This window comes from Chitinophaga sp. S165, from assembly GCF_003182155.1.
GTDB lineage: Bacteria > Bacteroidota > Bacteroidia > Chitinophagales > Chitinophagaceae > Chitinophaga.
This window is the reverse complement of record NZ_QGTG01000001.1, coordinates 1741457-1767495: the sequence shown is the minus strand read 5'-3', so window position 1 is coordinate 1767495 and position 26039 is coordinate 1741457. Positions and strand designations below refer to the sequence as shown.

Below are 26039 nucleotides of genomic sequence, written 5' to 3'. Positions count from 1 at the left end.
GCCTCATAAAAAATGAGACGGCTTTCAATAGAGATCCTTATAAAAATTACATCTTCACAAACTTCTTCACTACTGGTTTACCTGCGTTGGTAAATTTCAGAATATAAACGCCTGGAGTCAGGTTAGCTACATTCAGGATACCATTAACAGCTTTGATAGTAGTGGTCTGAGAAGTCGCAACGTTAGTTACAGTGAACACACCGTCGTTTTTCACATTACCTACGGTCAGCAGTTCAGTTACCGGGTTAGGATAAACTTTCACTACTGGTTCTGGATTAACTACAGCCAGTTTACCACCGAATTGAGTAGGAGCGCTGAATTCGAACCAGTTCAGGTTAAAGTCAGCTTTTGAAGCGTAAACGCGGAGGGTTTGTCTGCCTGCTGCCAGGGTAGCTGTAGTGTTTACAGTAACCCATGACTGCCATCCACCGGTAGCTGCTACGTCAACGGTAGTCAGTACGTTAGTACCAGACATCAGTTGCAGCTGACCGCCACCAGGAGCGCTGGCAACACGGAAGGCAACATTATATGTGCCGGCAGCAGTAACATTCACATTGTAATCCATCCAGTCGCCGGTACCAACCCAGCCGATGTTCTCACCACCGCCGATGTCAGCGCAACCTTCAGTACCGATACCGTTCATAGCATCGAATTCTTCAGCCTCGATACGGCCTGGTACGCTCTTCTCAGTAACGGCTTTAGTTACATTGATAGCAACAGGAGCGGAAGTAGTGGTCATTTGTGTGTTGTCGGTAGCTTTTGCAGTCAGACTGTAAGCACCAACAGGAACGCCTGTCCACAGGAATTGATATGGACTTGTAGTGTCTTCACCGATCTTGGTAGCACCCTGGAAGAATTCAACTTTCTTAACAGTACCATCTGAATCAGCTGCATCAGCTTTGAGCAGGATATCAGCATTGCTTAAGAACGCTTCACCATTGGCAGGAGCAGTGATGTTCACTGTAGGAGCATTACCGATCGCCAGCGCGAAGGAGAAGTAGTTTACGTTGAAGTCATTATCATTCAGCTGAATGCGGATCACGTGCGTACCGGCAGTCAATGTAGTTGTAGTCGCATTAACTGTCTGCCATGCCTGGAATCCACCTGTAGTTGGAACGGTAACAGCACTGCCAATGATATCCTGACCATCCATTAGGAGGTTCAGGGACTTAGCATTACCAGGGTTTGCAACACGTGCAGAGAAGGTGTATTTGCCAGTAACAGTGACATTGACAGAATACTCGAGCCATTCGCCACCATTTACATAACCGATGTTAAAGCCGCCTTCGTTACAGTTCTCCAGGTCTACACCCTCGTTAGTACGATATTGGTTGCCCTGGTTAGCTGTGCTGTTGTCGTGGTAAGCGATACCCTCACCGCCTGTATCGAAGTTTTCGATCTCGATCTTACCAGGGATGGTAGATGGAGCGCTACCGAGCGGGAACGGATTCTGACGTGAACCAATTGATCTGTAAGTAGCGAAGAAGGTAGTGTCAACTGAAGGAACACGGATAGCCTGTAAAGTATCGCCACCATGTCTCCAGGATACGAATTCGTAGGTAGTGTCGCCCAGGATCTGAGGAGTGATAGCCTGCAGTGTGGTCTGAGAATTTACTACCATTGGTTTTGTAAATGGTGTAGCAGCTTCTTTACCTAATACCAGTTGGATACCAGGAATGTTAGTCGCTGCAGTAACCTGTACCTTGTTAGGATAGATGTCAACAGAATCAATACCGGTACGGCCATTGGAATCTGTAACGGTCAGCATCAGTCTGAACCAGATATTTGGTGAAGATTCACCGAGGTTGTCTGCAGTGAAGGTACCTGATTTAGCACCTGCTGGCAGGGTGGGACCAGGGTGCCAGTGTTCGCTGGTCTCTGTGTCTTTGTGGAAGAAACGCGCCTCCCATTTATATGCAGAAGCTGGCAGTGTGCCGTCTTCAGTATCAGTCGCGCTACCAGAGTAGCTTACTACTGTTCCTACACTCCATTTCAGCGTGTTTGCCGGTGTAAGGATGTGTGGAACTGGTCTTGCATTGAAAGGAAGAACCGTCAGTTTTGCCGGATTACTGATTGCAGTGTCAATATGATTGATCACTACACAACGGTACAGACCAGAATCTGCACGTGTTGTTTGTGCGATAGAATAAGTAGCAGCTGTAGCACCCTGAATATTTACGCCATTCTTCTGCCATTGGAATGACATAGGTACACCACCTGAAGCTGTAACAGAAAACTGTGCAGGATCACCTGCAGTTACTGTCAGCGGAGTAGGTTGGTTTACGACAATAGGTGCCTGATTATTATTGTATTCAATTCTCCATAAGTTACCATTGTTAGCATATTCTATATAATAAATGTTGCCGTCATTGCCAACACTTGTACCTAATATACGTCCGAAACCTTTTGCTGCAAACTCAGTATACTGAGACTGAGGTGTCAAATTGTTCACGTCCACAAATCTGTACCAATCCCTGCACCAGTCGGTGAAGAAGAATTTGTTACGATATTCTGCCGGATAGTTGGTGGCAGGCGGGTTAAAAAATACACCAGATGTAATGGCACAGCCTCCCTTGTCATTACTATGGTCATAGTAGTAAACACCGGTGATGGTACCTGCAGGCTGACTGGATCCTGATTTACCATCCTGGCTCCAGCCATAGTTGTAACCTTTGCTGGCATCAGGGTTTGTTACATCGTTGATCTCTTCGTAATCGCCGCCTACGTCTACTACAAAGATCTTCTGGGATACCGGGTCAAGTGCCATTTTCCATGGGTTTCTCAAGCCACGCGCCCAGATACTCCTCTGCTGACGGTTTGCGCCAGGAGTATCGTAGTATGGGTTGCCAGGTGCTGGTTGACCATCTTCTGTTAAACGCAGGATCTTACCGCGGTAAGTATCCAGGCGGGGTGACCAGGAAGCAGAATTACTTTCTCCTACAGCTACATACAGATAGCCCTGACGAAAGAGTAGTGCACCCCCATTATGAGCTCCGTTGATGATCGAATCGAGCTGCATAACGCGGTTAACCGAAGTTACCTGGTTGTTAGCAGTGATGGTCAGCGCATCAATGTAATGGTACGTCATCTGCGTGTTGGTGTAGAAGATGTAGATCTTACCATTTGTTGCAAAATTCGGATGGAGGGTAATACCCAGTAATCCCTGTTCAGCATCGGTCACAGTTTGTGCAGTGTGCACAGTAGTGACAGCTCCATTCTGGAATACCTTAACGTTACCTCCGCGTTCTGCGATAAAAATTCTGCCATCCGGCGCATGGGCAAGGGCAGTCGCTTCGGCGATACCACCGTTGGTTAACTTTTTCTGAGTGAAACCAGTTGGCAACTGGCTGTACGCAATGCTCGTACTAGCCAGGAACATGGCTACTCCACAGCACGCAGTCAACATGTGCTTGTGAAATTTAAGCAGCAGGTTTTTCTTCATTGTGAGTAATGGTTTTTTGTTGAATACTAGATTGTATTTGTGTTTTCTTGTGAGAAATCGATTTAGACCAATAAAGGATATTAAGAAAAAGGTTTTAAGGGACTGAGTGAATAAAATACAGGATAAGGTTTTTAATTTTTTTGACGGCGAAATTTACAACATTAGTTTGATACTACTATTATCTATTAATGAACTTTTGATGTTATACTAATACAAGTAGAAGATTTTATTGCGCATCCCGAAAATGAACAATGCGTTTACCTAACGGTGATAGGCAAACGCATCGTCCATTTAAGTGATTGTAGATTATTGCTTAATGAATTTCAACAGGAGTGTTTTCTGCTCCTTGTTCGTCAGCTGAATGAAGTAAACACCTGCCGGTAAGTGACTTACCGTAATACCGTAAGTACCGGAGATTTTACCTTCCTGTGATAATTGTGTAGACCATGTACGTCCGTTCATGTCTACAACTCTTACCTGTTTCAGTCCTTCGTTACTTAACAATTGTATCCTGTCGTTTACAACCGGATTGGGATACAGACTTGCCTTCCATGTTCCTGCTGATCTTACCGGATTTGAACTGCTTAACAAAGAGCCGCCGGTACGTAAAGTACCATATGCTTCCAGTTCAAAAATAGAATAGCCATATGGAGTGGTCCTCGCTGTTCCGTATATGCGGAGGTAACGTCCATGTCCTGTAAGCCCGGTATAATCGTTCACCAGGACATTGTTATTCGTAACGGTCCTCAACGGCGACCAGTTAATGGTATCGTTGGAAATCTGCACGATATAGTCTTTCCCTGCCGCAGTTTCCCAAGTGAGCTTCACCCGGTTGACGTTATAGTCTGCTCCGAGGTCCACACGTATCCACTGTGGATCGCTAAAGGCACTTGACCAGCGGGTATTGATATTGCCATCTACCGCATTCTGGCTGGTAAAGACGATGTTCTCATAGGAAGAGACAACAGCAGGTTTATTAAGCGCTAGGTTAGTTTGTGTTACCGCTGTATCTGTCTTTATATAATACACATTATCAATGTAGAAACTCGCGGCAGCTGCCGGTGCATCTCCGGAGAATGTGAAGGCTTGTGTTATGGTGGTCAGGTCAACATTGGTCAGCGTGTTGACAGGAATGGTCACTTCGTGCCATTGTCCGTCCCTGATCAATCCTAACTTTTGTTCTCCTGCCGCAAACTGAATGGCCTGATCTCCGTTCTGGGAAATTACGCTGAAACGGAAAGAACCCTGATAGCTGGTTTTAAAGTGGAACTTCAGGAAACCATTACTGAAATTACTCAGGTCGCGCACGTCATTTGCTACGCCCAGACCGAACCAGTTATTGGCAGCAGCGGTAAAGCCCATTACCTGCGATCCTTCATATGGTGCTGCTCCGCTGATGGTCGCCAGGTTATTCCATACATACAGGTTAGCGTCCAGCCCATAGGTCAGCTTATCTGTAATGGATGCATTCTCACTATAGATGCCATACCTGTTGGAAAGGATCTTATTATCCTGCACAGTGATCGTCACAGGAGCAGACGTGGTACTCAGTTTTCCATTATCCGTTGCTTTGGCCGTAATGGTATAAGTTCCGGGTTGTACATTCTCCCAGGTAAAGTTATAAGGCGGCTGACTGAGTGTACCCAGTAATGTGCTACCGTTAAAGAATTCAACCTTGTAGATCAGACCATTGTCAGTGATGTTGGTATTGATCACCACTTTAGCCGGTTTCCTGTATGGCGTGCTGGCTGTAGGAGAGGTGATGCTCACCTGGGGGGCTGTATTGCCCGGTGCCGCTACCAATACTGTTACAGGTTTCGAAGTGGTGGTCTTGTTCTGGTTATCTGTTGCTTTTGCAATCAGTTTAGCAATAGCCTGGGTAGATGTTTGCCAGGTATAGTTGAACGGAGCAGATGTCACTGTTCCCAGGTAGTTCGCACCATTGAAGAAATCCACTTTGCTGATAGTGCCATTAGGATCACTTGCATTTGTCTGAATAGAAATGGATGCAGGAGTTGTATATACTGCTTCATTGGCGATGTTCGTAATGGCTACACTTGGTGCCGGATTGTCCGATACACCGCCGGTATAATAGACATTATCAAAGTAGAAATCTGCTGTAGCTGCCGGAGCGTCGCCGGAGAACATGAACAGCTGTCCCACCTGGTTGAGATCCAGCGTACCGAACTCGCTGACAGGAATGGTCACCTGGTGCCATTGACCGTCCCTTACCAGTCCATGCTCGTTACTACCGTTGAAGTTCACCCAGCCTTCCACACCATCCGCCACAATACCTACTTTGAAAGTAGCAGTGGAGGTGGTTTTCATATGGAACTTCAGACTACCGCCTGCGTAGTTGCTCATATTCTTGCTATCATTGGCTACACCGAGCCCGAACCAGCTGCCTGCATTGGCGCGGAATGCCCATACATTGCTACCTTCAAATGGCGCGGGTGTTGGCGTCGTGATGTTTGTGATATTGTTCCAGAGAAAGAGATTAGCACCCTGTCCGAAAACAACCTTGTCGTTGACCGTAGTATTGTCGGTAAAGATACCGTAGTTGCCTTCAGGCGCATTGTTGGAACCAAGTACGAGCTCTTCTCCTTGTGTGATGTCCTGGTACAGTTTAATGTAATCAACTTCCATACGGCCGGGTAGGGGAGCAGTCACTCCCGCTGCGGAATGAATGCCCGGATAGTTGCCTCCCACCGCCAGGTTCAGGATAACGTAAAAGGGATGATGAAAAGCTTCAAACCCATTTCCGCCATTGATACCGATCCTGTAATATGGGCTGTTGTCCAGGTAAATGGTCAGGAACTGCGGGTCCCATTCCAGTTTATACAGATGATAACCATCGTTTAACTGTGTGTTCTGCAGGATAGTATCTTTTGCGTAGGTAGCATGCCCGGTATAACCTCCGGGGTTTTCTGTCCACCAGTGTGTGGCGGCACTGACAGTTCTGTTGGCCCTGCCTTCGGCAAGCGCGCCGGCAAAGCCCATTTCGAGGATATCAACCTCTCCGTTGCGGGGCCAGGTACCGCCGGTTGCACCCAGCAACCAGAACGCAGGCCACAGGCCATTCGTCACGTTGGGTACTTTAATCCTGGCCTCCAGGGAACCGTACTTGAATGACATCCGCCCTGCGGTCTTGATACGTCCGGAGCTAAATGGCTTGCCGCCCATCGTTTCCCGGCGGGCTTCAATGATGAGGGTTCCATTTTCAATTCTCACATTTTCCGTGCGGTTGGTATAGTACTCCAACTCGGCATTACCCCATCCGCAATTGCCTTTGTTACAGCCATCGCCTGTTTCATAGGTCCATGTCTGTGGGTTGAGGGTGGTGGTGGTAAAGTTTTCCTCCCAGACTAGTTGTCGCTGGGCATAGGTCGCAAAAGGTAACAGTGAAAGACAGAGCGCGGCAGTTATCCATGGGCTCTTTTTCAACTTGATTGTTGGGTAAACCGGGTTCTTCATATGGGAATATTTAAGGTAACGTGAACGTGGCAAACAACATCAGTACAGGATCACACTACATAGGCTTGAGGGTGGCTCTCTTCATAGTGTTTTCTGGATTTTCGCTTCATACAAATGTAAGGATTGCAGCGCATAACCGGTAGTCCGATCAGGAATCTTTTGTTCACAAACCGGATGCGCTTAAACCGGCACCGGCATACTCCTTTTATCACAATGTTGGCCACTATCACAATGGTATCGCGTAATTTTGATCTTTGCCATTTGTTCATCTGTACCTCCATTTTTTCCGGAACTTTATAACAATCAACATAAACCACATAACATGACTACAGCAAAAATAGGATGGATCGGACTAGGTAAAATGGGCGGTCCAATGTCTCAGCAGTTGATAAAGGCCGGTTATGGTGTAACAGCGTATAACCGCAATAAAGACAGGGAAGCAGCCATACAGGCAATGGGCGCTTCTTCAGCAGTTACGCCCGCAGCAGTGATACTGCAATCTGATATCGTTTTTCTGATGGTATCTGACGACAATGCTACCAGGGATGTATTTACTGGCAACAACGGATTATTATCTGTGCAAACATCCGGGAAGATCATCATTAATATGAGTACAGTCTCTCCTGCAGTGAGTAAAGACATGGCTGCCTTGTGTGCTGCACAGGGAAATACTTACCTGGATGCACCTGTATCCGGTAGCGTAAAACAGGCGGAAGATGCATTGCTGGTCATCATGGTCGGAGGTGATAATACCGCGTTCCAGCAGGTAAAACCTATATTGGAGAAAATGGGCAAATTAGTGCTATTGACAGGCGACACCGGTGCCGGTAATAATACCAAACTTGCTGTAAATACCCTATTGGCCATCTTTGCACAGGGGCTGGCAGAAACAGTTACGTTTGCCAATCAGCAACATATTCGTACAGAAGACCTGATGGCTGTCATCAACAATAGCGCCCTGGGAAATGTGTTCGGTAAAATAAAAGGTGATGCCATCATGAACGATAACTATAAAGCCGCCTTCGCATTGAAGCATATTGCGAAAGATCTGCGTCTTGCAAAAGCAGAAGGCCTGTCTTCGCCGCTGGCGACAGTTGCTGCTGATACTTTCCATGAGGCTGAAGGAACGTTGGGAGAGGAGGATATCATTGCGATCATCAAGAAGTTCTGAAAATAATTAACCGGCACCACGACCGGTGCCGGTTGTTAAACCTTTTCAACTTACAGAAAAACGTGCGATAGATATCGCACGTTTGTTGTTTACACCTAATAGAGCTCATGTGCTCTTTACCACATAAGATTACTTTTAGATAACTACTTCTTAGGATGCAGCCCATTATCCAATCTTTCGTAAAGATCCTGCAGATGATTACGGGATGTGGCGTCTGACATCTGTGGTGTAGTTACCTTAATTATGTTCATCAATTCCTTCGCGTGTGCCCTGATCAGCGCCATAACATCACTATCCCTGTTAGTTGTCGGAGTGAATGATATTGTTCCGGCAGGTGCTGGCGTCAGCATGAAATTCAGTCTCTCCGCATATACACGCTGCAGCATACGGCGATAAGGATCAATTGTTTTGTGCGTACTTAATTCAGAGAAAACGCCAAGCTTCAGGTCCTGCAATAGCTGTGACGCAGTATAAGCTTTGGATGCATCAAACGCTTCCTGTGCATACAACCTGTCTAACAAGTCGGGCGACAACAACTGAGACAACACTTTCTTCTGGACAGCCGTTACTGCTGAGAAACCTGTCGGTGTGAGCGTCGATAATTGTTTATCATCTAACCACGCCGGTGTCGTAAACAGTTGCTCGTTCAGGAATGCTACAGCCCTTTGTTGTTTGCTCTTAGTAGGGAATTCATATATAGGTCCCTGTTGCTCCACAGTTTTTGGTGTGGTCAGTATACCGCCTACCTGCGATGCAACATGTCCTACATAAAGATCAAACTGCTTCACGATCTCCATGTACATCTCACCGGCCCTGGTATAGTCTTCATCCGGCTGACGTGTCCAATCGATCAGGTGTTTCTCAATCCGTTTCAGATTGGCAATACCGTACATACTGGCCTTCATCGCATCATCACCTAAGTCTTCACGCTGATTCCTCGGATCATAATATGTCTTTGCATCGTTAGGTACTTTTTCAATACCGAAAAAGTATTGTTTACCGGATGCCAGTTTATCGATAACCCTTTTGTTCAGCACCGGCGTTTCTGCAGCTGCACTGTTAGCAGATGGTACAAGTTTGTACCCCCATTCAATAGCCCATTTGTCATAATCACCGATACGTGGGAAGATACCTTTTGGACCAATATTATCTTCCGGCTGTGCAACGTAATTGAAACGTGCATAGTCCATAATAGATGGCGTATGGCCATGTGCTTCTACCCAGCGTTTGCTGCGAAGGCTATCTACCGGAACGGTAGAAGATGCTCCCCAGTTATGACGTAATCCCAGCGTATGACCTACTTCGTGAGAAGAAACAAAACGGATCAGTTCTCCCATCAATGAATCCGGTAGCTGCGGTGCCTGTGCACGTTTGTCTATCGCGCCTGCCTGTATGAAATACCATTTGTATAACACGTCCATCACATTATGGTACCAGCTGATATGCGTTTCCAGTATCTCGCCGCTGCGCGGGTCCTTGATACTTGGTCCCATTGCGTTGGAGATATTGGATGGCTTGTATACCAATACAGAATGACGGGCATCTTCAATGCTCCAGGTACTGTCGTCTGCCGGCGCTTCTTTCGCCATGATCGCATTTTTAAATCCTGCAGTCTCAAAAGCGCCCTGCCAGTCGTTAATACCAGCTATCAGGTATGGTACCCACTTCTTCGGCGTCAGCGGATCTATATAAATGACGATCGGCTTTTTAGGCGTCACCAGTTCTCCGCGTTTATATTTTTCCAGATCTTCTTCTCTGGGTTCCATACGCCATTTCCAGATCATGCTCTCACTCTTTACACCCTGTGAATTAGCATCAAAGTTGATGTACTCATCAGCAAAGAATCCTACCCGCGGGTCAAAGAAACGCGGTTGCATTGGTTCGGCGGGCAACAGCACAATAGAGCTGTTCAGCTCAAAGCTGTAGGTCTTTGACTCGCTATTAGGAGCTGGTCTGGAATTGTAGGTGCGTACCGTTTTTATTTCCACATTCATCGGATAAGAACGGATATCCTCAATGTAAGACCTGTCAGGAGCCATCATCGCTAAACCCATCAGGTTTTTGAGTGACGGGTCGAAGAACAGGATAGAGTTATCATTGTTCACATAATCAGTGATCTCTATCACATTTCCTTTAGTGCTGTCGTTGATCGCTTTGATGCCAAATACAGCCTGTATGGATTGCAGATTGTTGTTCAGCAGGGAGCGGTACAAACCGTTTGCAGAACTATCTGCAGATCGTTCTTTGTATGAAATCGTCTTCAGGAAGATCTTATTACCACTGCCTTTTTCAAAGCGGATCACTTTTTCGCCGATCTGATCACCGCTGTAAGAGCCCATAAAAAAACGGAATTCCGAAGACCCTTTCGATATTCTGCCTACTACCAGCATATCTCTCCCGAGCAATGAATCAGGTATTTCAAAGAAATACTTGTCATTAGACTTATGCACTTTAAACAGACCGTTGGTCGTAATTGTACCTGGCGGAATGATCTCTTTATATGGCTTCAGTGCTTCCTGTTTCGCAGGAAGGCCAAATTTAGTTAAAGCTAGTGCTGCGGCGAGACTATCTTTTTTTATAGCGGTCGTGTCTTTTCCCTTTTGTTGTTTCTGTGCGGTAGCTGGTAAAGCCATCGCCGCAGCACATAAGGTTCCAAGCAAAACGTTTGTCGTTGCTGATTTCATTGTTAGCTTTAGTATTTAAAATGATGGCATGGTTACCTCTATGGATATGGCAAAGGTTGTCTTCATCAATTGCTATAACCCGGATTTTGTTTGATGTTATGATTGAGCTGTGTTTCACTAAACGGTATGGGCAGTATTTTGTGATTTGGGTCCCACACACCGCCTTTCTGGGGTGTGAGTACGCTCATTACCTCATCCACCTTACCTGTACGGACAAGATCAAACCAACGGTGTCCCCATTCACTAAACAATTCTATTTTTCGTTCTTGCGCAATGGCTGCCAGCATAGCATCTTTACCTGTGGCTGTTGTGCCGGTCAGCAGTGCCTTTGCCCGGATGGCATCCACATCTTCCTGTGCGCTGCCGGGGCCAGTAATATTGTCTTGCTGTGCTCTAGCCTCCGCACGTATCAGGTATTGCTCTGAAAGACGTAAAACCATCAGTGCTTCGGGTGTACCGCTCGGATTTTTTTGGTACTTAAAAGGATAATAATATGTCGTACCATTATTGGCGAGATACGTGCCAACCCATTTTTCCCGGCGGCTATCTCCCTGCTCGAAACTATTTACCAGGGATTCGCTGAGTGCACCCGGAGTGTTGGGTGTAACGCCGGGCGGATTGGTAGACGGGATGAATGCCTGTGCGTCATTGGTCGCATAGTTGATAGGATCAACTGTCAGCATATACCAGATCGCTTCTTTAGTAGTTGTAGTGAAAGCTTTGTTAAGATCTTGTTCCAGCTGGTAAGCTGCATTACTGATCACAGCGGTGGCTTGTGCTTCTGCGTTGGACCAATCTTTCAGGTATAGATAGACGCGTGCAAGCAGCGCGGTTGCGGCCAGCTTATTCGGACGTGCTCTTTGTGCAGAGCCAGGAGAAATACCTGCAAAATAGGCTTCTCCCATCATTGATTGAGCATCTTTCAAGTCAGCAACGATCTGCGCATACACTTGTTCTTTGGGTGCGCGTGATAATGTATTGTTGATCCTGTAATCGCTTGTCAGCGCCAGCGGTACATCACCGTAAGTATTCACCGCGTAGAAATATATAAGCGCACGTACAAATTTGGCTTCTCCAAGCAATTGCTGCCTGATAGGTTCTGACAGTCCTTTAGAGGCAGTAACGCCTTCTATGGTGACATTACAGGTATATAGACGTTGGTAGAATTCGTTCCAGAAGTATCCACTGCCTACATTGTAAGTATTGGTATAAAATTCAGCTAGGGAAGAGCCCAACACGGCGGGTAGATAGTTCTTGATCTCATCTGCAGCCATCCCTTCCAGCATACTAATGCTGTTGATGCCACTTACAAATCCTGCATCTTTGACCATACCACTGTATAGTCCTGTCATGACAGAAGTTGCAGATGAGTTTCCGGCAAATGCTTCCTCGCTCACGATCTTTGATGCCGGCGGGTCTATCTCCACTGCCTTGTCACAGCCCGTACTGAATGCAATTAGCATAAAACCAGTATATAGGTAACGTAATGATTTATATTGTAAGGTCATTGTTTCTCTTTTATAAGGTTACTTTAATACCACCTGTAAACGTCTTCATCGGGCTCAGGTTAAGACCACCAGACTCCGGATCAAAATCCCGGAATGCTTTTTTGCTGAAGGTCAGTAGGTTCTGTCCCTGTGCAAATAACGCTACCTGCTGCAGATGCATCTTTTGCAGCCATTTTGATGGCAATTGATACGAGATAGAAGTATTCTTCAGCCGTAAGAAAGAAACATCTGAATAAGCCAGCGTGCTGGATCTTGCATATAAAGCCCATGGCAGGTAGCCAAAAATGTTTTGGCTGTATTTGGGAATATCTTTCACATCGCCTGGTTGCTGCCAGCGGTCTAACGCTACACTTATTAGCTGATTGCCTATGAAACCAGGTGCGAAGTTGCCATTTAGCAGCGGATTTTTAACAACATGCTGCTCAAACTGGAACAGCAGGTCGAGTGACCAACCCTTATAACTCAATGAGTTCTGGAAGCCTCCGTAATACTTTACCGTAGGACTGATAAAAGCTGTTTTCTGGTCAGGCGCTCCTACACTCTTACCTTCACTATTGATGAACTGGTAAGTTCCCAGCTGTGGGTCTACACCTGCATACTGGTACACTCTTGTAATACCAAGAGGCTGGCCGATAATGAAATTCGGATCATTCGGATCAAGTCCGGGAAACTCCAGCAGTTTATTACGCGGTAATGATATGTTCAGGAAACTGGTCCATTCAAAGTTTTTACGTTTTATATTAGTAGTATGTAATTCAAATTCCCATCCTGTGTTTTGTACCACCGCTGGCAGGTTACGTTGAATAGATCCAAAGCCAGTTACTGCCGACAGCTGATAGGACAGCAATTGGTTGTTACTGCGATTTGTATAGTATGATGCCGTAACAAGTATCCTGTCATCAAGGAAACCGAGGTCAATGGCGCCTTCTATTTTACGGGTAGCTTCCCAGGCCAGGTCTGCATTAAATAATGCCGTTGGTTGCAAACCTTTGTCGCCCTGATAGCTGTAACCTAGAGATTTATATAGATCAAGGAAGGCGTAGTCTCCTACATTATCATTACCGGTTGTACCATAACTGCCTCTTAGTTTACCAAAGCTCATGAAAGGCACCAGGTCTTTTACAGCTTTTTCTTCGGTAAAGATCCATGCACCACCCGCAGACCAGAAGAAGTGGAACCTGCTGTCAGGACCAAAGCGGCTGGAACCGTCATGACGTCCGTTCAGTGTGAGGATATACTTATTGTCCCAGTTATATTTGATCCTGCCGAAGGTTGCAGTGTATTTGTTTATGTTGTCGCTAAAATCCTCAACAGTAATAGTAGCAGCTGCCTGTGGGTTTCTAAGTAGCGCATCACTGGCATACCCCACGCCTCTTTGTGTCAGATTCTCATTCTGCTGACGTCTGTACGTTGCTCCCAGCAATGTTTCAAAATGACCTTTGCCAAGACCGAAATTATAAGTGATCTGAGGTTCTATGTTCCAGCCTCCGTAGGTAGCAGTCCTATATCTGGCGGAAGACACCTTCGCGAATACTGAGAAAGGATTGATCAGGGCAACCGGGCTGCCTACATATTCATTCTGCGTTACATTCTCATAGCCGGCTGCCACTTTTACTTCCATGCCTTTAACAACCTTGTAACCTACGGTAACATTGCCATTCAGGTGGTTGGAGCGACCCTTGTAAGGTTGTGCCAGCGCAGCAAATGGATTGTCCCATGATCCGTTATCCCAGTTAAGTGTTCCGTCCGGATTATACGGATCCGGTGCATTGGGCGCAAGGCCTCTGATCGTAGATGTTGGATCAAGTGGCGTAATGTTGTTCGTGTTCGATACATAAATACCACCAGCACTCACACTCAATTTTCTATCGTTACTTGTACCGGTAATGCTGAAATGTGCTGATCCTTTCTTCAAAGCGCCATCTGTCGGCATTACGGGATCTTCCCGGTGATAGCCACCGCCTACGAGATATTGAATATTGTCAGAACCACCTGTTATGCTTCCCTGCACATCGGAAGTATGCGCAGTCCCGCCCATTATCAGCTTCTGCCAGTTGGTATATTTGGTGGTATCCCATTTACCGTTCAGATCGTAATCAAGAAAACCTGGTTTCGCATTGTCATTGCTGAACGCCTCATGGCGCATCTGAAGGTATTGTTGCAGGTTCATATATTCCGGCATACGGGTGATCTTACTGAATCCTGTGTAGGCGGTCAAATTTACTTGTGTACGTCCGGGCTTTCCTTTTTTGGTAGTGATCAGGATTACGCCATTCGCACCACGGGAACCATAGATAGATGTTGCATCAGCATCTTTCAGAACATCTATACTTTCAATATCCGCAGGGTTTACCAGGTCAAGCAGATTGCCCTGTACAAGTCCACTGCTGATGGTCCCTGATGTGCCTCCTTTGAATGGCACCCCGTCAATAATATAAAGAATGTCATTACCGGCTGCAATAGAATTACGTCCGCGCAATTGCACACTTACAGCACCTCCCGGCATACCTGTCGTTTGATTGATCACCAGCCCGGATACCCTTCCTGACAATGCCAGCAGTGGGTTACTCACGGGATTTTTAGCAATATCAGCCGCAGTGACTGTCGATACGTTACCTGTATTGAAACGTTTGGTAGTAGTACCATATGCGATCACCTGTACCTGGTCCAGTTCACTGGTGGATGGTCTCATATAGATCACTACAGGACGGCTAAGATTTACAGTGGTTGTTTTTACAGCATAACCTGTATAGCTGATCGTCAGTTCCACATTCTCTACACCATCATCTACTTTCAGTTCGAAATAGCCTTTGGCATCAGTGCTCACCCCTTTGTGGGTGCCTTTTATCATTACTGTTGCTCCAGGTAGTGTAATTCCTGTAGGGTCCATTACCCACCCCTTCACGATCTTTGGAGGGTCAGGGGGTGTAACAGCCACCGGGGCCACGGGAAAAAAGGACTTAGTGTCCCTCGTAACGACAATGACATTGTTAAGGAGAGAGTAGGTCAGCCCCTGTTTTGCCAGTAATGCCGGCAGGAATTCGCTGATCTCTTTATCTTTTACGTTAATATCCACCGGCTGGGTCTTTTCCAACAGAGCCGGATTGGCCAGGAATTCGCGTCCTGTCTGTTCACTGATGGCTTTAAAGATCTCTACCAGTGCCGCCTTTTTTTTGCTTATCGTCACCTTCTGCCCGTAGGTAGCTCCACTTACATGGAGTACTGCAACAAGGATAAGCGGAATGATTAATTTCATAATCATTAATAATTTAGAAAAAGGAATTGGCATACCTTTGCCAGGTACAATATTCTTCATACTTGTACATTTAGGGATTTACTGATTAAATGACGTAAGAGACATTAATGAAGTAGTCCTTATAGCAGGACCCCAAGTTCCAGTTGGGGTCCCGCTTTTTTCAGGACGCTCTCGAAGCTGTTGCTGATTCTTTGGTTACTGTTCTACTACATACTCTGTTGGTTGGTTGTTGATGTTAATTAGATGTTTGATTGATCTGTCAGAACATTTGTTTGAATGCTGATTTGTACCCTATACCTGATCGTATTATCCCATATTATTTTCTGGCGCCTGGTATGACGCTTATATGATCTCCCTGTATTTCAAAATGTACATCTCCTGTGGCCTCCAGGGTCTCCAGCAAGGCTTTCGCCGTCACCTTGCGGGATAAGATGCCCTGGAATTCAATATTGTCCACATTGCCCTCATAACTTACTTCTACATTGTACCAGCGGGACACCTGCCGCATAATGTTTTTAATACCCGTCCGGTTGAAGCGGAACTGTCCGTTCTTCCAGGCCAGCACTTCCGCAAGGTCCGGTCTGCTGGTTTTGAATGTCTTTCCTTCTGGGCTCAGACTTGCCTGTACGCCCGGTGTCAGTACCGTTGTTGCATCGCCTGCCTCCACCTTTACCGATCCGCTCAGCAACGTCGTACGGATGGCATTTTCGTCGGCATAAGCCATGATGTTAAATCCTGTGCCCAATACGTGCACATCAAGTCTGTCAGCTTTCACGGTAAAGGGCTTGGCGGCGTCGGGGGCAATTTCAAAATATCCTTCTCCGGTCATCTCCACCTTTCTTTCGGTTCCGGTGAATGCCGTCGGATAACGTATGGATGAGGCCGAGTTCAACCAAACCTGTGAACCATCAGGTAATGTGAGTTGGAACTGTCCACCCCGGGGAGTGGACAGTGTGTGGTATTGTACATTGTTCCCTGTTCCTATGTAAGCGATAGCACCGCTATCTGCTTTTATAATATCCACACCACCCGGAACGGCAATCTTGCCGTTAGCCTGGTTGTCCAATATGATTTGCTGGCCGTTCGCCAGTGTCAGGATAGCCTTGTTCCCCCCCGGCGCCAGTGTGGTATCCGTATTTTGCACGATGGCCCCTGAATTTTGTGCCGGACGCAGTAACCATACCGCGCCACCGCCAATTAAAAGCAAAGAAGCCGCTGCGGCCCACCAGTAATTACGTATCGTTGCCTTCCTGATAAGGGTCTCCTGTCTGTTGCTCTCTTCCATGGCGGTCGTTTCAGCCTCGTAGTAGGCCGTCAGCCGGCTATATATGTTACTGACAATCTCTTTGTTATTATATGCCGGCTCCTGAACGCTCATCAAAACAGATTCATGGGCAACTGCCAGCTGCTCCAGTTCCTCTTCGGTCGCTTCCTCAAGGAACCATTGCCGGAAACGCGCTGTCTGCTCCGTGCTAACAGCTTGTCCCTCCGCAAGTTTTGTAATATGTGCGATGGCTTCGGATATATTCATATATGACATATACGTATAAAGACGGTGACTAAATCCGAATTTTCACCAGGACAGTAAAAAAAGCTAAAAAATAATTTTAGGGCTGAAAGAACAGTATCAGAAGAAGGAGTGTAAAACTAATGCCGTTTTTGGCGAGATAGTCTTTGAGGTGGTTAGTTGCCTGCTGTAGTGATTTGTGAACACCTCCTACAGACATGCCTACAGCATCGGCAATTTCCTGTATGGTCATTTCGTCCCGCGTTCGTAAAAGGAAAATACGGCGCTGCTTTTCCGGAAGCATTTCCAGCGCCGCCCTGGCAATGGATTCATATTGATCGGTGATCAGTTTGTCGTCGGCACTGTAATGCGGCTGTACATAATCTTTGGAATATCCCGCCTGCTTCTGTTGCTGCGACTGTTGAGCCCTTAAAAAGTCATTCAGGGCATTTCTGGCCATGATGAATACATAATTCTTAAAAGAACGTACTGTTACAAGTAGTTCTCTTTTTTTCCAGACTTTCAGGAAGACCTCCTGACCGATCTCCTCTACGTCATGCTTGTCCTGTAGGTATACCTGCAAATAATGTATGATCAGTGGAGAATATGCCTCATAAAGGCGCGTAAAGGCCTGCCAGTCACCTGCTGCAACATTGTGAAGTAAATTTCTTTCCTCTTCTTCCGCTATGCGTGTATGAATAATAGATTCTGGCAATGACAATTTGTGGTAAAGGCGTAATGAACTACAAATATAACCGTTTCCCGTTGGTTTTCATCATGATTACGCCGGTTTCTCCGGCGTGTCGGTGATCGCTATCAGGAAATCATATAAACTCGTATCCGCCGGTAGTTCCAGCTTCTTTCTCAACCGGTACCTGCTCGTTTCCACACCCCTTACCGAAATGCCCAGCGACTGCGCTATTTCCTTTGTAGTCAGGTTAATACGCAGATAGGCGCACAACTTGAGGTCGGTAGTACTTAAGTCAGGATATTTTCGTTTCAGTGTGAACAGAAAGTTGTTATGCACTTCGTCAAAGTGCCGGGAGAACTGCTCCCAATCCTCATCATTGTTTTCCGCTTCTTCAAACAGGCGCAGCACTTTTTTAAACGCACTGTCAGGCGCAGGTGTTATTTTTTTTATCGCCACCTGCAATTCCTCCTTGATATTAGACAACACTTTCCCCCTGTGAAGAAGGTACATGGTAGCCGTTGCCAGCTCTTTGTTCTTAAAGCGTACTTCAGTGGTCAGTTTCTCATTCTGAAGACTTATCAGTTCCTTTTCACGTTGTTCTTTTTCAAATTTATGCCGCAGGATGAGTTGCTCCTGTTTCTGCTGATACCGCCGCTGCTGCCGGGCAAATTTCCTTGTCTGGGAAATATAGAACCACAGCAGCAATGTCAATCCCAGGAGCACATACCCGCTTCTGGCCAAAGTAGTCTGATACCAGGCCGGTAGTATCCGGAACGAGTATACGGCAGCTGTAGACACGTTACCCAGATTGTCTTTCGCCTTCACCAAAAAACTGTAGCGGCCGTTAGGAAGATTCGTATAGTCTTTCTCTGTTTTAACCGACCACTCGCTCCATTGCTGATCAAAGCCCGTCAGCTTATAACTGTATTCAATGGTATTACCCTGACCGTATACCGGTGAGGCATACTCAAAATGAAAGCTGGAAAAGGCATTGGGCATCGCCTTGAAAGAATGCTTTCCCAGGGGATGATACCCGCCGAATAACAGGCTGTCCACCGCTCCATGTGCGCTCACCTGGCTGATGAGCACCAGCGGCTGCTCTTTTGCCTGCCGGTAATGCCGGTAATTGATATGATACATTCCCTTTTCCGCCCCTACGAAAATGTTCTCGTCATTATAAGGAAACAGGAATTCGAAACCACTGACGATCTGTCCTTTTAATTCCGGAAAATAAACAATACTATAAGCATGTTCGGGTACCGGTTTATGAAAGTCGATCACGCCGGGCATCTTATTAGAGATAAACCAGACGTTCCCTACAGCATCTTCCGACAGGTACTGCAAACTGGCATTCCTGAGAATAGGATGGAGCCAGTGTGATGGCACAAAACGGTCCAGTGCTGCATCATATTCATAGGCGCCGGCCTGTGTGGCCACCATCATTTTACCCCTTATCCGGAATACAAAATTATTGTAGTCGGCCGGTAGCCCGTTCTTTTGTGTATATAACGTATATCGCAGAATGGTATCCTTGCCCAAATGCATTTTGAATACGCCCCGGTAGGGGTGGGATGCCCATACTGTACTATCGTTCTCCACCGTCAGGAACCGGAGCGACTCGGATAAGCCTTTTAGTTTTCTGGCGGCCGATAATATATTTCCTCTCTTGTCCATCAGCTGCAATCCTGTATAACATCCTGCCAGCATATAGGAAGACAGTGGCTGAAACAACCAGCATCCCGTAAGCTTCGATAAGGGTACCGCACGTTGTTCCCTGATCTCAAACGCACCCTCATGGTGCCCCATCAGCAGATGTGATCCTACATTGGCAATGCTCCATACCTGGCCGGCCGTATTACCGATCTGCCGGAAACGGCTCTCAAGAAAACTGAAGTCGGACTGCCCGCCGAGAGGGGTACTGAATACACCGTCTGAAGTGCCGATATATAATTGCTTGTCAAAGACCGTCGCTGTATAAGTGGTCAGGTAACGTTTATTGTCCGGCAGGATCTGTTTTACCGCCGTGTTATACCGCACCATGTCAATGCCATTGTCCAGCGTCAGCCAGATATTCTTTCCCCTGTCAGTGAAGATCTTCAGCACGCTGTTATGTTGTAGTCCTTCGCTGACGGTAAACTGCTGGATGAGCGCCCCCGTTTCCCTGTGCATGATATAACAGCCTCCGTAAGAGGTGCCGACCAGCAACTGCTTATCTCCCCAAGGGCGTGCGCAGTAGATCTGGTTTTGGATGAAAATGGAAGAAGCAGCCGTCTCGAAAGGGTAGAGGTGTCCCTGATACAACTTAAAAAGGCCATGTTTTAAGGTGCAGATCAGGAGGGTGTCGCTAGCTGCATCTATGTTATGATGTTCTCCGCTGGTATCTCCCTTATCCGCTGCGCCTATGATCTCCCTGATCAGCAGTCCCTTGTCGGCCACTTCCTTACAAACAGGTTGCCAGCTGCCCGCCTTAAACTGCATCAGTCCTTTTTCGGCATCCTGGGCGTATAGTCCGTTGCCGGTGCTGCGTATCACATGCCATTGTGAGGCCGCGGGATAAACATGTATACGATGTTTGTCGTAATAAAATATCTTGGTAGTACCTCTGAAATAGACCCCGCCATCGTACAGCACGATGTCCCACACATCTGCAAACTGGTCTTTCCGGTCCCTTACCGCCGGTTTGAGGGACGTATACCGCAATACGCCATCCCCATCGGCCAGGTAATAGCCGAAATCATCCTGGGCGCCGACATAGATACGCCCGTCCTTATCGGCCTTCACCGACCGTAGCCGTGTATGATTGGGAACCGGCACTAATTTCCAGGAGTGACCATTAAAGGTCATCAACCCCTCATTGTTGGCAAAATAAAGGATGCCATTCCGGTCCATATCCAGGTCCCAGGTCTGACCACCTCCCGGGTATTGCTGTCGGGTGTAGTTAACAATTGGCGGTAAACCGATGATCTGTTGCGCCAGGTTATCGCCAGTCCATAGGATAGACAAGACAAGCAAAAGAAGCTTGTTCATTTCATAACGTTTTAATAAAAATATGAATATTATCGCTTGAAGTAGCGGTGACGTAAATAATGTTTATTGATAATCAATAGACTGTGTTTAGCTTGTAGTAGATTAGACGTACCCCTAAAATGAGGGAACATAAAAATTAACACCATCTTTGCCCTGATCAAAATAACCAGTTTCCGCGTTAACATTTTCCCGTCTTCGGATAAAGGGCGTGTCACCCAATTTCCGGAGCGATGAATGCACTATGCGGGAACAATGAAAACCGGAATTATTAAAACTATGAAAAAACAGACCTTCTCCGGGCTACTGAGCCTACTGCTGCTCGCAGCAGCAATCACATCCTGTACAAAAGACAACCAGGCCGAGAAAGCGCCTAAACTCTCTGCCAACGACAAAACCCAGGGCGCTGTAGCTGCTAAAGCTTACAACCTGGTTTGGTCCGACGAATTTGATGGTACCAGCCTTAATACTTCTAAATGGGGGTATGAAAATGGTAACCTGGGCGTAAACAATGAAAAGCAGTTCTACCAAACTGAAAACGTAGCTGTTACCGGTGGCAACCTGGTGATCACTGCACGTAAACAAACTGTTCAGGGACAACCGTATACTTCCGGTCGTATCAACAGTAATGGTAAATTCTCTACAAAATACGGCCGTATCGAAGCCCGTATTAAACTTCCGGGTGTACAGGGCTTATGGCCTGCTTTCTGGATGTTAGGTAACAGCATCAGCACCGGCGCTGGCTGGCCTGCTTGCGGTGAGATCGACATCATGGAGCACGTAAACACCGGCAACACTGTGCTGGGTACTATCCACTGGTTTAATACCGTGTATTCTTATTATGGCGGTAACACCCAGACTACGCCTACCAACTACCACGTTTACGCGGTTGACTGGGATGCTTCTTCTATCCGCTGGTTTGTGGATGGCGTTCAATTCCATGAAGCGAATATCCTGAACAACATCAACGGTACTGAAGAGTTCCATGCACCTTTCTTCATCCTGCTGAACATCGCAGTAGGTGGTAACCTGCCTGGTAACAACATCAACGACGCCGCATTGCCTGCTACCATGCTGGTAGACTACGTAAGAGTGTACAGCATCACCGACTCTCCTGACGGTGGTAACGGTACTGCTCCTATCGGCTCTACTATCTCTCTCAGAGGTAACAATGGTTCCTTCGTAAGTGGTGAGAATGGCGTACAGCCAGTTATTTGTAACCGTCCTACCGTTCAGGCATGGGAACAGTTCACAGTTGTTGATGCTGATGGTGGTAAAGTTGCCCTGCAGAGCATGGGTAAATACCTGTCTTCTGAAAATGGCGTACAGGCTATGACCTGTAACCGTCCAACTATCCAGGACTGGGAGAAATTCGACTGGATCGATAACGGTGATGGTACTTTCTCTCTGCGCGGTAACAACGGCGCATATGTGTCTTCTGAAGACGGTCTTCAGCCTATGACATGTAACCGCCCTACTATTCAGGGTTGGGAGAAATTCACCCGCTAATATTTGTCTGATAGGGTTTCAATTGTATAGAGCAGGCCCATTATGCTAGTCCAATAGCATAATGGGCCTGTCAGTTTATGATCAGACTAAGTGAATGATCTTTACCCTGATCGCTTTTAACCCGGATACGCCCTGCAGGTCCTCAATATCAAATTGCTCAATATCATTGTCCAGTATCATCTGCGACTGTAAGGTCCTGATGTATCGCAGATATTCCTCTTCTTCGGTATAGTTGGAATAAACAATGGTGATCTTGCCCGACTGGGTGATACGCTCGGTCGTGTCTTTAATAAAGGCTTTGTCGATCCGCTTTTTCACGATCTCAAAGCGGGCATTATAGCTGCCATCCACATCAAACCGTTTCTCGTCCATCCGGAAGCGGATGGCGATAGTGGCATTGTAAACGAGTATCAGTGAGGTCACATCCAGGGGATAAGGTAATTCCTCCTTCAACTGATGATGCGCTATTTCCATTTCACAAAGCGTCTGTAACTGCCATAAACGAAGGTCGTACAGCCGTTGCAGACTGAATTGCAGTTTCGGTGAGATGGAAGCACCGATATACAGGTTATGCTCTATTCCATCAGTTTTAAATCGCTCATAATAATGAGGGAATAACACCTGGGCTATAGACTGGTTCCGGTCTATAATGTCCGAAAGTTTATTATTGATGGTAGAGATCGTCTTCTCATATTTCCGCCTTTGCAAATGAAACTGACCCTTTTCTTTATCATTCTCTTTAAAGTATGCCTGTACCCGCGGATCGGTTGCCAAAGGTTGTAATAGCGGATGCACCTCATTCACCAGGTAAGCTGTGATGTATTGTTCTGTTCCCGCTCTTAGTGGGAAAGAAAGCTCCACCAGGTATTCTCGCAGTTGTTCCAGTACCGCCTGAAAATCATGCTGGTACTGCGGTTGATCTTCTCCTTCAGATGGATTGCCGTTCCATAGCTCTTCCAGCACTTCCGCATATGACAGATTACTTAATTGTTTCAGAAGGGTGGCCAGTGTCTTTACCTGCAGTTGCAGGTCCTGTTGCACGCTGGTATTACGTATATCGGACGAGCCCTTGATATCGATCTGTCCATATAGCGGGTACACATCCGGAAATACGATTTCCTGTAAACCGTAATCCTTCCCGTCCTGCTGCTGAAGGATCAGTTGTTTGGCCTCCTCCCTGAACTTCCAGTATACGCTGCCGTGAATGGCGGTGTATTTCTCCTGTATGACAGCCTGCACCTGGTTCTGCATTTCAACGATCACTCTTTCGATGTTATCTGTCATGAAAGGCATCACCACCTGCAGCTTATTGGCATTGATGCTGTTCAGTTCTTTGCTACGTAAGGAGACAATTTCCAGTACTCCCAACAGCTTACCGTGTTTGACAACAGGCGCCAGTATGAAACTATTGATACCCTGTTGATGGAAGTAATTGCCTAACCGGTGTTCCGGATCAATGGCAAGTAATTCATTCACATCAGATATCGCATAATATTGTTTCTTCTTTATCAGGCAATTATACGAACTGGTACAAAGTAACGAGTGGGCCTCATGTTCGCCATTTCCCTGTACGATGTAACTTTCCAGGTGTTTTCCTAATGTATCGATACTGAAATGGTCCTCTTCCGGATTATACAACGTGAACCCCACCTTGATGTCGGGAATACGGTATATTGACCGGAAGATGGATTGTATCTTGTCTTCAAAACCCGCATTCAAACCAAGCAGTTGCTCCTTCAGGATAGATACTGCATTCTCCACGGTGGCGTCGTACAGGGTCATGATGGCAAACCCTCTCAGTATCCAGCTTTCTTTCGGAAATTTTGATTTCCAAAGGTCCAGGTCATCATAATTGTTCAGCAGGAGGTCTATATCTTCAGGCGTCAGCGTAAGAGACCGTGGCGTTGGCAATATATCAAGGAAATCTGCATTGTATAAGATCCTGTAATGTTTGATAACACCATCTGCTGTAGGAATATCATAAAACAACGGCCTGGCGAAATCCAACGATGTGCCGTAAAACTCATTGAGGATAATACAGCAGCTCAGTACATAGAACTGATGCTCATCGAAGTCCCTGATATTGAATGAGAACTCAGGTCCGGCTGCTTCCAGTATTTTCTTAAAACGGGCTGTATGATTGAAAATGAGATCTGCATAGGGGAGGTTGACCGCTTTAATTTCATTTGTGGTCAGGGCTTCGGGGAAGTAGTCTGCCAGTAGCCGGCGGATCAGGTCCCGGTTCTTTTCTATCTGCCCGGCAGTCGTAAGTCCTTCGATCAGTTCAGGGCAGTTCTCTACCTCGGCAAGTAAAGCTTTTGCCCGGATGGATGTTTCGCTCTCTGGCCCTGCAGCCTGTTTTTCCAATTCTCCGATAACATGGAAAAAACTTAGCTCAATCTGAAATGGACTGTCTGGAAAGGAATGCCCGTTCATATTTTTTAGTATCTTACCAGCCTAAAATTAATCATTATTTAATTGCTTTCGGGCAACAACAGCAAAACCTGTTCCGGTCTTCGCCCCTTTCTGGATATATTCTTTCCTGATTAACAACAGATCGTCCGTCTCCATTTGTTTTGTAAATATCCAGCTATATCCCTCCGCAGAAAATATTTTACCGCCATAGCCATGATTTCAGCTTAATTTGTCTGAACTTGTGAATAATTAATCTGACTCTATTAAACTCCCGTTCAATGACCCAACGTATCCTTGTCCTCATTGCCATCTTATGTTCTTTTTTCAATGTATTTGCTCAACAACAACAACAACAGAGGAATCTTACCCGGAAACTTGATTCCCTGCTAACGGATACGGCTACCGTTCCCTTTAACGGCGTCGTTGTGATCGGCAATGAAAGCCGGAGCTTTTACAGGAGGTTTGGCGGTTTTTCCAACGTCGAACAGCAACAGCCTTTTACCATTGAAAGTGAATTTATGATCGGGTCTATCAGCAAACAGATCACATCCGTTATCGTATTGCAGGAGATGGAGAAAGGGCATCTGCATTTAAATGATCCTATTCACAAATACTTGCCTGCTTTGTCTGAGAAATGGGCAGATACAGTTACCATCCATCACCTGCTGTCACATACGCATGGTATTACCGCACTTGATAAGCCGCTTGCTTTCAGGCCCGGTTCGCATTTTGCCTATGGGTTCATCAGCTTTGATCTGCTGTCTCAGATAGTGGAGAAAACATCCGGACAGTCATTCCCTGACCTTTGCGCTGCACTGTTCAAACAATGTGGTATGCAGTATAGCTTTGATCCCCGGAAGAAGGAATATATACATCTGGTACCAGGATATACTGCCGGTCAGGATGGTCGGTTGAAGAGAGAAGACGGCGTGCTGGAAATGTATTCAAATGTGGCGACGGCAGCCGGTGGACTGATCTCTTCTGCGGATGATCTTGTAAAATGGAACAACTGTTTACACGGTGGTAAACTGCTGTCGGATAAGAGTTATCGTTTAATGATCAGCCCAAAAGAGAATGCATACAGGGAACACCAGACACTGGGAACGGTCGATTATGGTTATGGTATCACTATACCACGGCAAACGGTCAAGCCTGAACTGGCAGTAACAGGCGTAGTACCGGGATTTATTTCTATGGACCTCTATTTTCCTGAAACAAAAACAAGTGTGATCGTACTGGAGAATATAGCAAGGAACATGACTGATCTTAAGCAAAGCTTTTATTATCATGATCAGATCCTGAATATTGTGAAAGCAGCGCAGTAGTGATGTGTATTATTGCACATGAAGTACTAAATT

At 46.4% G+C, this 26039-nt stretch carries 12 protein-coding genes; 3 read left to right on the top strand and 9 right to left on the bottom strand.

Going from position 1 to position 26039, the window contains the following annotated elements:
* Positions 1–46: 46 nt before the first annotated feature.
* Positions 47–3442 (bottom strand): carbohydrate-binding protein, encoded by a 3396-nt coding sequence (locus C7475_RS06440; RefSeq protein WP_110052407.1) that lies wholly within the window; start codon positions 3440–3442, stop codon positions 47–49.
* A 306-nt stretch (positions 3443–3748) separates the two neighbouring features.
* Positions 3749–6916, bottom strand: coding sequence for an Ig-like domain-containing protein (locus C7475_RS06435; RefSeq protein WP_110052404.1), 3168 nt, complete (start codon positions 6914–6916; stop codon positions 3749–3751).
* A gap of 247 nt (positions 6917–7163) precedes the next feature.
* On the opposite strand from C7475_RS06435, the gene C7475_RS06430 reads away from it, so the two are divergent.
* The gene (locus tag C7475_RS06430; protein WP_255412640.1) at positions 7164–8087 is read left to right on the top strand and encodes an NAD(P)-dependent oxidoreductase; all 924 of its coding nucleotides are present in this window, start codon (positions 7164–7166) and stop codon (positions 8085–8087) included.
* Positions 8088–8230: 143 nt separating this feature from the next.
* Here C7475_RS06430 and C7475_RS06425 read toward each other — a convergent pair whose 3' ends face one another.
* From C7475_RS06425 to C7475_RS06400, 6 genes are all read right to left on the bottom strand, one after another.
* Positions 8231–10771, bottom strand: a complete 2541-nt coding sequence (locus C7475_RS06425) for a zinc-dependent metalloprotease (RefSeq protein ID WP_110052399.1) — start codon at positions 10769–10771, stop codon at positions 8231–8233.
* Positions 10772–10836: 65 nt separating this feature from the next.
* On the bottom strand, positions 10837–12234 hold the full coding sequence (locus C7475_RS06420; RefSeq protein ID WP_158286437.1) for a RagB/SusD family nutrient uptake outer membrane protein: 1398 nt from the start codon (positions 12232–12234) through the stop codon (positions 10837–10839).
* A 55-nt stretch (positions 12235–12289) separates the two neighbouring features.
* A complete protein-coding gene (locus C7475_RS06415) occupies positions 12290–15535 on the bottom strand; it encodes a SusC/RagA family TonB-linked outer membrane protein (RefSeq protein WP_158286436.1) in 3246 nt (1081 codons plus the stop codon).
* Between the two features lie 316 nt (positions 15536–15851).
* On the bottom strand, positions 15852–17066 hold the full coding sequence (locus C7475_RS06410; protein ID WP_158286435.1) for a FecR family protein: 1215 nt from the start codon (positions 17064–17066) through the stop codon (positions 15852–15854).
* Positions 17067–17142: 76 nt separating this feature from the next.
* Entirely contained in the window at positions 17143–17757 is a 615-nt protein-coding gene (locus C7475_RS06405) for an RNA polymerase sigma factor (protein ID WP_158286434.1), read from the bottom strand.
* Positions 17758–17823: 66 nt separating this feature from the next.
* Positions 17824–20760, bottom strand: a complete 2937-nt coding sequence (locus C7475_RS06400) for a triple tyrosine motif-containing protein (RefSeq protein WP_110052387.1) — start codon at positions 20758–20760, stop codon at positions 17824–17826.
* Positions 20761–21036: 276 nt separating this feature from the next.
* On the opposite strand from C7475_RS06400, the gene C7475_RS06395 reads away from it, so the two are divergent.
* The gene (locus tag C7475_RS06395; protein ID WP_110052836.1) at positions 21037–22266 is read left to right on the top strand and encodes a family 16 glycosylhydrolase; all 1230 of its coding nucleotides are present in this window, start codon (positions 21037–21039) and stop codon (positions 22264–22266) included.
* An 81-nt stretch (positions 22267–22347) separates the two neighbouring features.
* Here the strand turns inward: C7475_RS06395 and C7475_RS06390 are convergent, their stop codons facing one another.
* Positions 22348–24702 (bottom strand): GAF domain-containing protein, encoded by a 2355-nt coding sequence (locus C7475_RS06390; RefSeq protein ID WP_110052384.1) that lies wholly within the window; start codon positions 24700–24702, stop codon positions 22348–22350.
* A 257-nt stretch (positions 24703–24959) separates the two neighbouring features.
* On the opposite strand from C7475_RS06390, the gene C7475_RS06385 reads away from it, so the two are divergent.
* The gene (locus C7475_RS06385) at positions 24960–26006 is read left to right on the top strand and encodes a serine hydrolase (RefSeq protein ID WP_110052382.1); all 1047 of its coding nucleotides are present in this window, start codon (positions 24960–24962) and stop codon (positions 26004–26006) included.
* Positions 26007–26039 lie beyond the last annotated feature (33 nt).